Consider the following 12,944-nt stretch of genomic DNA (forward strand, 5'->3'; position numbering starts at 1 on the left):
ATGTTTTTGATTATATTTGGATTTATTTGTGGAATTGCTTTGGGCTTAACTGGTGGTGGCGGGTCTATATTAGCTGTTCCATTACTCACTTATGGTGTGGGTTTAGACTTTCATACTGCAGTTCCTATTTCTCTACTTGTAGTGGGATTTACAGCTATTTTTGGTCTTGTAGTTAACTATAAGCAACATGATATTAATTATTTAGCTGCTGCAGTAATGATTACTACAGGAGTTATTTTTGCTCCAATTGGTAGTTATGTATCTCAAGGCTTATCAGACAAGGTGCTAATGATTAGCTTCTCTATACTTATGATTACAATAGGTATTTGGAGTTTGATAAAAGCTAAAGTGATGTCAGGTGCTGAGAAATCAATATGTGAGAGTGTCGCTCCGAAATGTATTATCGCATTATTAGTAAGTGGTGCAATTGTTGGTACTTTGACTGGATTCTTTGGAGTTGGTGGTGGATTTTTGATAGTGCCTGCGTTGGTATTTATAACAGCTATGCCAATTAAAAGAGCTATAAATACTTCTTTATTAGTAATATTTGTTGTATCAATATCTGGGTTTATATCGCATTACGAAGAAGAGCATATGAGTTGGTATGTGGCTGGTATGTTTATAATTGGCAGTGTAATTGCGATGTTAATAGCTACTAAACTTAAAAAAAGACTTAATGATAAAATCTTACAAACATTATTTGCTATTATGCTGGTAGTGCTCGGAGCAGTGATTTATTTTATTAATTAACAATCTTCAGCTTTAACTGTTTTAAATCCATAGAATGCGGCGAAAGCTTGGTTATTTGTGTTATTGCTATCACATGTTATCGCTTCAAAAGTTATACCATATGGTTGAGCTTCTCCATGAAGCTCGAACGTTGGTATAGTAATATTCTCTATATTTTTGTTGTGCAATTCTGTAATAAGCTTTTGTCTATTTTGATTAAACTTATAAATTGAGTAATATGCACTTCCCATAACTCCCATGATAATTAATAAACCTATCAGAAAAAGGATATAAATTTTTTTGAAGGCTTTATAGGTGGTTGTAACTGCTATGCTCTGATTGTCATAAAATTGTTGCATCATTGCAATAAAAAATATTATGTAATAAATTAGCATTAATCTAATCTGTATGCCGTAACTATATGCTAAAGGAGCCATAACAAAAATGACTGTGATTAGAGCTAAAGAGTATATGACTATACTGATTTTTTTATTATTCTTGTTGCTAATGGCGAGAGCAAAATATAGTATGAATATCCAAACTATAATTAGAGTATGAGGCCATAAGTTGTATTTAAATATATGAATAAAATAAATAAGTTGACTTAGAAGAGAAATACTTTGATCATTCGACATTTGATCCATTCTAACGTAATTACCTGGAGCAGCTATTAAAATAGCCCCTCCAATCAAAAGACCTTTCAAGAAAAACAGAATCCCTTTGTTTATAATTTTGTTATTTATTTTTCTCTCAATAAAGTATGCTAAACAAAATAAGAGTAGTACTGCAACAAACTGCTCATTATATAGGCCTATAAATAGGCCTCCTAACAAGCTAATTAAGTAGAAGCTTTTATTTTCGATTATTAAATAATAATACAAAACAATAAGGATTGTATATCCCCATAAGTATTGTATAGCAGCAGTTTTCCATATTACTTGACCTATGAAACCTGTCCATGTGAACATTAAAGCAAAGAAGAATGAATATATAATAAAATCTTTTGATGCTAAACTATACTTGTTTCTAGTCACAATTTTAAAGATAAATATTATAAATAAGCTCATGGATATTGAGCTTATAATATTTATAGTTAGCAATGATAATGTTAAGTATTTTTTTGAAAATAGTGCATACACTAAAGCTTGTGCAGATATTCTACCCGTCCAGCCTGTATAATCTTGGATTAGAAAATGAAAGAAAGTACCATTTACTAGAGTATCATTAATAGCACGCCAAAAATCATCCATAGCCAATGGTTGACAAAAATTCAAAAATAGAAAATAAGAGAAAATAGCTAAAATTATAAGTAATTTAGACTTTAAAAGATTATTCATTATTTAAGATTTATAATTTAAAAATTAAATTATTATAACGTATATGAGACAATTTTTGCAAAAATAGTATTACGTGGTAGTGTAAAATAGTCAAGAGGTTTTTGTGTTAAGTATACGATTTAATTGGTTTTTAACCATCCAGTAATGCTAAGTCTTTTATTTTTCATAAGTACAGGTAACACTTCGTGTTCAATGGTTTTGCTATCAAAGAGAACTATTTTTCCATTAGTTGGAAATATTTGTAATGTTTGATTATTAAGATATAGTTTTAACTCTCCACCGAAAAATTCATTCCAAATTTCATTAAGATAGCAGACTATAGATATCGTTCTTCGATCGTCATTTTGAAAGGTATCGATATGTTTTTTATAGAATGATCCTTTAGGATAAGCTGCGTAGTGAAATTCCTTTGTTACAATTCCAGCAAAACACGTTTTATTAAGGTAGTCAATAAAACTATTTATCTTTTTAAAGAAGGTTGCGGCATGTTTTGTTTCATCTAACCAAAAGATAAAGTCATTACGTATTGATCTTTCTAAGTTTTCATTCAAGCGATTACCTATTGCGGATTTTTTAAAGCAATCAGCATCATAAAAATGATTAAGCTCTTTGCATAGTTGAATAGTTTCATCATTAGTTAGCCAATTATCGATAACGCAGAAACCATTGTTAAGATAATCACTAATTATTTTTTCATAAAAAAGATTAATTTCGGATAAATCAGACATACGATGCCCAATTAGTAAAGAGTAAGGAATTATATATCAGAAAGTAAAAATCAGTTATCTATTTTTATGATAAAGTCTTCTAAATATTCATCAACATCTAACTCATATTCAGAAATAGCAAAATGCTTAGCAGATTTTTTTTGTTTGTGCATCTCATCCGTTGAGCCTGTGTTTAAATGATGCCAGTCAGGTAGGTCTTTATTTTGTAGTAAAAGCTTATAGCTACAACTGTTAGGTAGCCATTTATGGGCATGATTTTTAAGTTGTTTATATGTTAGGTTTATACAGTCAGGCACAATCTGCTTTCTTTTTTCATACATGCTGCATTGGCATTTTCCGATATCTAAAAGCTTACAGCTAACTTTTGTATAGTAGACATCATCAGTTTCATCATCTTGAAGCTTATTTAAACAGCAAAGGCCACATCTATCACAAATGGATTCCCATTGCTCTTTACTCATATCTTTTAGATCAATTTCTTGCCACCATTTACTCATAATTTATTCATCTATGATAGTTTGAGAAGTATTAAACTAAATTATTTAAGAAAAATATAGTCTAAAAAGAAAAGTAATACATTCTGATTATCTTGAATTAACTTTTAGCATTCCAATAAAATCAATAGTTACAGTGATAAATTTAGTATGATATTTTGTGTTTTAATAGAAAATATTTAAGAAACTTGTTGAACTGATTGAGTTAATACTGGAGAAATACCTGTTTGCACAAAAATTTGCTGTTGAATTTTTGTAAAAGCATTTTCGTAGGCTTGAGGATTAAGAATTGCATAAGATGTATTTATCGGAGCAGCTCCCTGATTAGGATCAGGAGTTGACTGATAAACTACAAAATTAATTCTGATGCTAGAGTCCTTATTTGACTGCCTATAAGGTTGTATAAATGCTGTAGCTTCAGTATATTCAGATTGTCCCCAGCCATTAGCATTTTCAGTACTTTTAGCTGTAATAATGCCAGTGTTGAAGTTAGCATCTTGAATGATATAACCTAGATTTTGCATAACAGTAACTGTAGCATCAAAAGCTGTTCGTAAATCAACATTAAAAACTTTTGTTTGCATAAGTTGGATTTGTGGAGGTGTTAGATTTGGTCGTTGTGGTCCTGATGATATACATCCTGATAAAGCTAAAACAACTAAGTAAACTAAAAGACTAAATTTCTTACGCATATTATAAAAGCCTCATCTAGAAGTTAGTTGATAATGATTTATAGTTAGAGACAATATTACCCTTGAATGTGATAATTATAGTCATAGTTTTTTGTGATTGCATAAATCCTGATTCTTGTGTATTTTCACCGGTTATCAGTAGAGTCAAAAAACCATCTCTAGAAGCATCGTTCTTAACAGTTGCATTTGTTTGATATGTCCAGACTGATTCTCCATTTGCGTTTTGAGTAACTATATTAGGAGAGCCAAAAGCATTTATGACTTCATCTTTAGTTGTTACACCTTTTTTAAGTGTTAAAGAAACATTTCCAGAAGTATAAGGAGTTTTTACAAATCCAACATCTTGTGGGTTGGTATTATTTACTCAAGAGTTAAGGATAAATACTATTCCTATTAAACATATAATCTTAAATTTCATAAGAGTCTCACTAGTTACAAGAAGTAGTTTTAATCAAAAATCATTTTATAATAGATCGGATAATAATGATATCTAAAACTTATAATTTAAAGTACTAATCACTCATAAGAACTATATATATTATTGTTAATAATGTATAATCTAGAACCATAAAATTCCCTAATAAATTATATCTATATAACAATTATGAAAACTACTGCTAGAGCTAGAAATAACGCTCGTTTATATACTGTGCAGGCTTTGTACCAAAAAAAGGTCGCAGATCATACATTTTCTGAACTAAAAACTCAATATTATGCAGATAATGCAGAGAGACACTATACTGACTGGGATCTTTTTTATAGATTAATGGATGCAGTCAGAGAAAATCAAGATACTATAGATGACTATATACAAGATAATTCAAAAAATGGTATTGAGTCTATAAATTATGTTGATTATGCAGTACTTCAAGTCGCTATAGCAGAATTGATAGAGTGTCTAGAAAATCCATATCAAGTTATTATAAAAGAATATGTTGAAATTTGTTATAGTATGGGGACAGAAGAGGGATATAAATTCGTCAACGCTGTTTTACAAAACCTTGCTAAGTCGATTAGAGGTGAAGAGTAAACTTATCTTGTGATGCAAGAAAATTAAACTTATCACGATGTTCTTGTTGTTTGTTTTTATCTAAAGTTGCTGTTAGTATAGTTTCTTTATATTCGTCATGAGCTAAAACATCTCCATTATAGTCAATAATCATACTATCCCCAGAATAGCTAAAGCTAGGGTCATTTCCGACTCTATTGCATGCAATAACATAGGCTTGATTTTCTATAGCTCTTGCTTTTAGTAATGATTTCCAATGCTCACGACGAGATTCTGGCCAACAAGCAACATTTAGTAGTACATCATATTCATTATTATTACAATTAAATACAGGGAATCTTAAATCAAAACACACTGTTAGCAATATGTTGAAACCTTTGTAGTTAATAATTTGACGATTATTGCCGCTAGTATATTTTTTATCTTCTCCTGCATGTATGAAAAGATGATTTTTGTCATAAGTAAAAACTTGCTTGTCAGGAGTTACAAAGTAAAGTCTATTGGCAATTTTATTTTCTGTAAAAGTTGCAGCACTACCTACAATTGCATAGTTTTTACCTTTTACTTGATTATACATCCATTCGATAATATCTTCTTCAGAGCTAGCCTCATTAGTAGGATTCATTATAAAACCAGTGTTAAACATTTCACAAAGTACTACAAGATCAGTTTCTTTATGAATATCTGCAATCTTATTCTCGATAGCTCTATAATTTGCTTGCTTATCATCCCAAATAATATCTGATTGAATTATGCTAACTTTTAGTTTTGACATATATGTTCCTTATTCGGAGTTAGGGTATCTTCTGAGAGTTTAACAATATTTCTCATAATCGTTAAGAATAAAATGCTATATACAAAATATAATTTGTTGACAAATAAATAGCACAATAACATAATAATCCTAATTTATTTTGATACCTATATGAGGAAATTATGAAAATTATAAAACTAAGAAATTATGCTCTATTATCTATACTAGTATTTGCTTTTGTTACCGGCTGTTCAACCGTCGAAAATAATAATGGTATAAAATATGTAGAGGGTTATTACATTGTAAATATGCCATATAGTTTTGACAAAGTTTATAGTTCTGCATATCAATCAATAAAAGCAGGGGAAACTTATACTTCTACTAGCGGTGCTCCTTATAATCTTGTTGTTAACAAGAAGACTAATGAAACAGCAACTTTAGAGGGTATAAACCCAAATGATCCGAGAGATACCATTAAAATAAATATAAAGAAAATATCTGATACAAGTACCAGCTTGGCTATCAAATATGGTAAAGATGGAAATTCTATGAGGTCTTCGGCAGAAGTACAAATTATTGAAGGAAATATCAAGTACGACTAGTATTTGTCATTAAAGAAGTAAAAACTTTTATATCTTTGCAAGAATTTTTGCGCCTTTAATTATCTCATCATCTTTTTTTGCGAAGCAAAGTCTTAGTAGTCCATTTTGTGGTTTTTCAAATAATGACGATATTGGAACTAGGCCAATGCCATATTCTTTGATCAAATTAGAGGCAAAATCTTCATCAAACTCATTACTAATATCACTATAGTCTAACATCTGGAATGGAGAGCCATGCCATTCAAGAACTTTAAACCTAGTTCCTTCCAGATTTTCTCTTAAAAGCTGATTCTGTTTTTTATACAGTTTATTGAGATCTTCATAATACTCAGGGTGTTCAATTATACCTTCTGCTAATGCTAACTGTAATGGATGCACTGCTGAGAAGGTTGCAAATTGCTTTACTGATAAGATATTTTTTATAACTTCAGCTGGAGCAATAGCTACACCTTGACGCCATCCAGTAACATTATAAGTTTTGCCTAAGGATTGAAGAACTATGAGCTTATCTCTAAGTTCAGCTATTTGTATGGCACTAGTGAAGTTTTCACCTGCGTAAATATGTTCATAAACCTCATCAGAAATTACTAAAAGATTTTTATTTTTAACTATTTTAGCAATTTCCTTGAATTCATCTTCTGATATCACAGTACCCATAGGATTATGAGGCGAGTTTAAGATAATAAGTTTTGTTTTATCTGTAATTGCATTTGCAATAGCTGGGATATCAATTCTACCATCTGCTAGTAGTTTCAGCCTTACGCATTTACCTTGATTAAGTTTTGTAGCTCCAACATACGTATCAAAAACTGGATCAAACATGATAACTTCATCATCTTGTCCGATATAAGCAGATATTAAAGTAAATAAGCCTTCTTGGGCTCCTGCTGTAATAGCCACATTTTCAATACCTATCTCTGCATCATAGCATTTTTTAGTTTTCGTTATTATAGCATTACGCAATGCAATAGTACCTGGTATTGGGGAGTATTGATTTTTTGCATGTTGCATATGAAAGTTAGCCCTATCAATTAACCATTCAGGAGTATCAAATGCAGGAGCTCCCTGAGTAAAGTTAAGGGCTTTATGTTCTGCCGCTAATGTTGCGAATCTGCCATAGACAGAAGGGGAAGTATCAATATAAGACTTAGCTTTAGTCATATTATTCGTTATAAATTATTAGCATATTTACAGTATATAATAGAAATGTATTTATCAAGAAGAGTTTTGTGCGAAAAATATATTAAATGATGCCGTATATTAGTGTTTTTGGGTAAATTCAAGCGGGTTACCATGCATTTTTAAATATTGTTTTCCTAATAGTTTTGAACCTATATAGTTAAGATGATTTGAATCAGCATAAATGGGGATGTTATTTATTTCAATATCACAGTATTTGTCATTACAGAGTACTTTTTTCGGATCTATAATTACTAATCTAGGAAACTCTTTTTTAAGTTTTTCAATAAGATTAGAAAATACTAATTGTTGTTGTTTGACAAATTCGATATTTAATTTGCATGAATTATCTCCGAAAATAAATGGTAGTTTATTTTTTTCTAATGGACAAAGATTAGTGACATCTGTGTTGAGTATTGGAGTATCTAAAATAAGTATAGGTATACTACCATTATCTATTACTAATTTAATGGATTCTTGTATTGAGTTAATCGAACTAGAGTATAGTGCATTTGACCATTCACCAGCAAGAATAACATATTTATATTTTTTTGATTTTATCAAATTAGCAATGGCCTTATTTCTATCAGTAACAGAAACATATTCAACAACATTTTTGAAAGTCGGTAAGAATGGAGTAGATTTTTGGGTTACAACGTAAGCTTTCTGGCTTATGTTATCAAGCCAAGTAGTTATCATAGGTATTTCAGATCTTGCATGAGAGTCACCTACCAACAGAAAATTAGTATTTTTAGCTTTAGGACTTCCTATTGAACAGATATCCTTATTAGGGAGTTGTTTTGATTGGAAGCTAGAGGATTGAATCATAAGGAAACAATTGTTTTGATCGATTTTATTAAACCCATAGTTATATGTTAGTTTATTTTGATCAATAAGATTTGACGAATTAAAACCAAATTTATTATTAGTTGAGGCTATATAAAAGCAGCAAGCCAAAATTATAGGCATTATCCATAGTAGTATAAAGCTTTTAGTAAAGCTAAGCATATATTTGTGTCTAAAAGGTTTTTCTACAAATAAATACGTTAATGTAGCAAGGGCTAAACTAATAGTAAAAATTATGATACATATAGTGACAGTTTTATTGATACTTAAATAGTTAACATAAGCAATAATAGGCCAATGCCATAAATATAAAGAATATGAGATAAGGCCTATAGCAACAATAGGTTTTAGAGAAAGTATTCTATTTATAATAGGTATATGATTAGTATTTGCGCCAGAATATATATAAATAGTCGCCCCAATACATGCAGTAATAGTCCAAATACTTGGGAAACTCACATTGATAAAAAATATAGGCGCTATCATCATTAAAGCACCTATTACAGAGAGTATATTAAGAGTCAGTTTGTTATTGTTTAAAGTAGCTGAATTATTAAGGTATATGGCTAAGCAGCAACCAAATAAAAGTTCGAATGCTCTATGAGTTGGAAAGTAATACCATCTGTCAGAGCTCAGAATATATAAATTAAATTCGCCAGAAAGGAAAATCAAGCAAGATATAATTAACAGTATTATTGAAGTGGCTAGAAGTTTTGCTTTTGCTGAAAATCTTAGTTTAAATAGTAGTATTAAGACTAATGGCCAGATCATATAAAACTGTTCTTCTACACCTAAAGACCATGTATGAAGTAATGGTATTATTTGCGAGTTTTGACCGAAGTAACCAAAATCAAGTTTTACAAAGAAATAGATATTAGAAAAGGATGCTATTGCACTAACAAGTGATTCGGCGTAGTCTATTAAATCTTGCGGTAGTAATATAAGCCATGCAAAAAAAGTAGAGAAAATTAAGACAACTATTAATGCAGGTAGAATTCTTCTAATTCTTCTTAGGTAAAAGTTTTTGATAGAAAAACAATTGTTTTGTAGGTCTCTAAGAATTATAGCTGTAATTAAATATCCAGAAATTACAAAAAATATATCTACACCAAGAAAGCCAGATTTAATCCAACTTATATTTAGATGGAATAGAACTACAGATAATACCGCAAAAGCCCTTAATCCATCTATATCTTTTCTATACTTTATATTGCTCATTAGTACTTTTTATAAGAGTTTCTATATATTATGATACATTTTTATTGGTTTTTATAAAATATAATTTAATTTGGGTGCTAAGAATCACTTTTATCAGTCTTTATTTAAGTATAGAGATAATATAGACTTCTTCAAAAGGTTTATTATTTATAGTATTGATGAAAATTTCACGTACAAATGTAATAATAGCTATTTTGATAATAGCTTTTTTCTTTGTTATAAACTATTTACAGCCCTTAAGAGCTGATGATTTTGGTAGAGCTTATACTGATGCTCTTGATAAGGGTTTTATTATATATCTTCGCGGTATTGCATCAAACTATATTCATTGGACAGGGCGGATATCAGCACAGGCATTAATTTATCTGTTTTTGAGTAAAAAATATATTCATTTATCAGTATTTATGATCAATATGATTAACTCGATATGCTTTTATCTATTTGTACTATATTCATATAAAATAGTAAGATTTAAAACAAAAGTTGAACTATTTTCGAAAGACTTTTTAATATATTTTTTCTTTTTTATCTTCCTTTTTTATCAAACAGGATTCATTGCTAATGTCATATGGAAAACAGCGGCGGTACAGTATTTTTGGGGTATAACACTTTTAGCTATCTTTTATTACATATCAGTAGTGAAAAATAAGCAGAACATATGGTTTAGTTTATTCACAGGTTTTTTTATTGGACTGTATAATGAGATATTTGTTGGTGTTGCAATTATTTTGTGTTTGGCGTACTTTTTAAATCAAAAGCTTTCTCAAAATAAAATAGGTAAGAATATAATATATTTTTTTATAGCTTGTGTGGTCGGAGGTATAATTCTGATAGCAGCTCCTGGTAACTATGTAAGACTAAACACAATGTTGGCAGGAGAGCATATTTCTGTATTAAATCAGCTCATAAATTTAGTTACACAAATTGTAACAAGACCTGGGGATACACTTGTGCCTATGTTAATGCTGCTGACTTTCTTAGTTCTTATTTTTACAAACAAAAATATCACTAGGAAAGCTTCTTTTATATATGGGGTAGCAATTGCATCCTCAATATTTGTATTGACACCTGTGGCTAAGTCTTATGATTTGAATCAAAGAGTTTTATTAATTTATGATGCAGTATTCTTTATAATAATGATGCAGCAATTTTATAATCATAGTACTAGTTTTGTTCTGAAGTTAAGGCTACAATTAAATTCTTTAAGTTGGGTATTTTTAGTATTATTAGTAATGCAACTCGCATTAATGGTAAGTATTTATTTTGAAATATATAAGTTTGAAAGATATAGAGATACTTTGGTTACATATTATCAGCAAAATGAGATCTCTGATCCTATCTTACCAATGATTCCTGAATTTAGTCAAATAACTTTTATAGATGATATCACATCTGATGAAAACGCTTATAATAACGATGCTTATGCTAAGTTTTATGGTTTTGATAAGGTTTATGGAAAAGAATTAGGCTAGAATGTCGAACAATTTCTCTAATGTGATTTCTTGTTTTTCTTGAGTTTTGCGATTTTTATACTCAATCAAACCTTGCTCTAAAAGTCTATCACCAATAACCACATGATGAGAGTAGCCGATAAGATCTGCATCAGCAAACATCACACCTGGTCTTGCGCCTCTATCATCTAAAATCACATCTATTCCTTTTGCAAGTAACTCTTGATAGAGTTTGTCAGCTGTTTGTTTGACATTTTCAGATTTGTTGTAGTTGATTGGTAATATTGCTACTTGATATGGAGCGATAGCCTCTGGCCAAATGATCCCATTTTCATCATGAGACTGTTCAATTGCAGCAGCCATGACTCGAGATACTCCAAAACCGTAGCAACCCATAAGCATAGACTTAGGCTTGCCATCTTGACCAATTATATTGGCATTCATTGGTTTTGAATAAACATCTTCAAGCTCAAAAATATGTCCAACTTCGATACCGTTTGTGAGCTCTAGAGTTCCATTATTATCTGGAGATATATCTCCTGTAACTACGTTTCTAATATCGGCAATTTGATAACTAGTGATATCTCTATCCCAATTCACATTTGTAAAATGATAGTCATCTTCATTTGCGCCACAACAGATATCTTCAATCATCATTGCACTATAATCAGCTATAATTTGTACAGGACAGTTAACTATCCCTAATGAACCTGGATTAGCATTAAAAATAGAGAAAATTTCATCTTTGGTTGCAAGAGTGTATGGTGCTACAATTTGTTCGAGCTTATTGATTTTTGTCTCGTTAAGTTCATGATCTCCTCGGATAACTAAAGCGAAGAAGTTACCTTTAGCATCTTTTATAACCATAGTTTTGATAGTTTTTTTGATATCAAAATAAAGTTCACTACAAAGTTTTTCGATAGTCTTAATATTTGGAGTATGAATTTTTGTTATAGTATTCTCAGAAACTGCTCTTGTGCTTAAATCTGGTTTCGCATATGTTGCTAGCTCAATATTTGCAGCATAGTCGGAGCCATTGCTGTAGCATATAATATCTTCACCAGCATTAGCTAATACTTGAAACTCATGACTATTGTCGCCACCGATTGCTCCAGTATCAGCACGGACGGGACGATAGGCTAAGCCAATTTTATCAAGAATTTTACAATAAGTTTCATACATCTTGTTATAAGTGTTATGTAAACACTCACTATTTTCATGAAATGAGTAAGCATCTTTCATGATAAATTCACGGGCCCGCATCACACCAAAACGAGGGCGGATTTCATCTCTGAATTTTGTTTGAATTTGATAAAGATTTAGAGGTAATTGTTTGTAACTCTTGATAGTATCACGAGCCATGTCTACAATTGGCTCTTCATGGGTTGGCCCATAGCAAAAATCTCTTTCATGTCTGTCTTTTAGCTTTAGAAGCTCAGGGCCAAATTTATCCCAGCGGTGGGTTTCTTGTAATAACTCAGAAGGTAGTACACTTGGCAGTAATAACTCACTTGCTCCAGCTTTATTCATCTCTTCACGGACTATATTCTGGATTTTCTGTAGAACTTTTAGTCCTACAGGCATCCATGTATAAATTCCTGAAGCAAGTTTTTTTATCAGACCAGCTTTTAGCATGTATTGATGGCTAGTAAGTACGGCTTCTTTAGGAAGCTCTTTTGTAGTAGCAATAAGGGTATGTGTAGCTTTCATGACTATCTAAGTTTCAAAATAAAAATATGAGCTAAATTATAGCAAAAAAATAATTATAAAATATAAAAATTGACTCTAGATGAAGGAAGTTAAGGAGATATGAAAAAACTAAGGAGTATCACCTAGAGTAATCTTTATATATTAAGACTCAATCAAACCAAAGTCTGTAAATTTTTGGATATGATTTTGCTTAGG

12 protein-coding genes and 1 pseudogene are annotated in these 12,944 nt (G+C 30.5%); 4 read left to right on the plus strand and 9 right to left on the minus strand.

All coding sequences use genetic code 11. The features are described from left to right. Positions 1-750: a sulfite exporter TauE/SafE family protein gene (locus F7308_RS04630; RefSeq protein ID WP_013922696.1), complete on the plus strand. Its 750-nt coding sequence runs from the start codon at positions 1-3 to the stop codon at positions 748-750. Here F7308_RS04630 and F7308_RS04635 read toward each other — a convergent pair. From F7308_RS04635 to F7308_RS10020, 5 genes and pseudogenes are all read right to left on the minus strand, one after another. Beyond that, positions 747-2,066 (minus strand): DUF6056 family protein, encoded by a 1,320-nt coding sequence (locus tag F7308_RS04635; protein ID WP_049775477.1) that lies wholly within the window; start codon positions 2,064-2,066, stop codon positions 747-749. The two genes, F7308_RS04630 and F7308_RS04635, sit on opposite strands and share 4 nt — an antisense overlap. Before the next feature lie 119 nt (positions 2,067-2,185). Then, positions 2,186-2,794 (minus strand): 2OG-Fe(II) oxygenase, encoded by a 609-nt coding sequence (locus F7308_RS04640; protein WP_013922699.1) that lies wholly within the window; start codon positions 2,792-2,794, stop codon positions 2,186-2,188. Positions 2,795-2,844: 50 nt separating this feature from the next. Further along, positions 2,845-3,291, minus strand: a complete 447-nt coding sequence (locus F7308_RS04645; protein WP_013922700.1) for a YcgN family cysteine cluster protein — start codon at positions 3,289-3,291, stop codon at positions 2,845-2,847. A 176-nt stretch (positions 3,292-3,467) separates the two neighbouring features. Continuing rightward, positions 3,468-3,980 (minus strand): hypothetical protein, encoded by a 513-nt coding sequence (locus F7308_RS04650; protein ID WP_013922701.1) that lies wholly within the window; start codon positions 3,978-3,980, stop codon positions 3,468-3,470. A 16-nt stretch (positions 3,981-3,996) separates the two neighbouring features. After that, positions 3,997-4,398: pseudogene (locus F7308_RS10020) on the minus strand (hypothetical protein). 186 nt (positions 4,399-4,584) lie between these two features. Between F7308_RS10020 and nusB the strand changes: the two are divergent. Next, positions 4,585-5,010 carry a transcription antitermination factor NusB gene (gene nusB, locus F7308_RS04655; protein WP_013922703.1) on the plus strand — a complete coding sequence of 142 codons (426 nt, stop codon included), beginning with the start codon at positions 4,585-4,587 and terminating at the stop codon, positions 5,008-5,010. Here the strand turns inward: nusB and F7308_RS04660 are convergent. Further along, positions 4,994-5,764 carry an amidohydrolase gene (locus F7308_RS04660; RefSeq protein ID WP_013922704.1) on the minus strand — a complete coding sequence of 257 codons (771 nt, stop codon included), beginning with the start codon at positions 5,762-5,764 and terminating at the stop codon, positions 4,994-4,996. The two genes, nusB and F7308_RS04660, sit on opposite strands and share 17 nt — an antisense overlap. 161 nt (positions 5,765-5,925) lie before the next feature. Between F7308_RS04660 and F7308_RS04665 the strand changes: the two genes are divergently transcribed. Then, entirely contained in the window at positions 5,926-6,345 is a 420-nt protein-coding gene (locus F7308_RS04665) for a DUF3568 family protein (RefSeq protein ID WP_013922705.1), read from the plus strand. 27 nt (positions 6,346-6,372) lie between these two features. Here the strand turns inward: F7308_RS04665 and F7308_RS04670 are convergent, their stop codons facing one another. Then, complete coding sequence (locus F7308_RS04670; protein ID WP_013922706.1) at positions 6,373-7,506, minus strand: aminotransferase class I/II-fold pyridoxal phosphate-dependent enzyme; 1,134 nt, start codon at positions 7,504-7,506, stop codon at positions 6,373-6,375. Positions 7,507-7,605: 99 nt separating this feature from the next. Continuing rightward, complete coding sequence (locus F7308_RS04675; protein WP_013922707.1) at positions 7,606-9,588, minus strand: acyltransferase family protein; 1,983 nt, start codon at positions 9,586-9,588, stop codon at positions 7,606-7,608. Positions 9,589-9,746: 158 nt separating this feature from the next. Between F7308_RS04675 and F7308_RS04680 the strand changes: the two genes are divergently transcribed. Then, complete coding sequence (locus F7308_RS04680) at positions 9,747-11,060, plus strand: DUF6056 family protein (protein ID WP_013922708.1); 1,314 nt, start codon at positions 9,747-9,749, stop codon at positions 11,058-11,060. On the opposite strand, the gene F7308_RS04685 is transcribed toward F7308_RS04680, so the two are convergent. Then, positions 11,052-12,749: a proline--tRNA ligase gene (locus F7308_RS04685; RefSeq protein ID WP_013922709.1), complete on the minus strand. Its 1,698-nt coding sequence runs from the start codon at positions 12,747-12,749 to the stop codon at positions 11,052-11,054. The genes F7308_RS04680 and F7308_RS04685 overlap by 9 nt on opposite strands. Positions 12,750-12,944: the final 195 nt, after the last annotated feature.

This window comes from Francisella salina (assembly GCF_000219045.1).
Classification (GTDB): domain Bacteria; phylum Pseudomonadota; class Gammaproteobacteria; order Francisellales; family Francisellaceae; genus Francisella; species Francisella salimarina.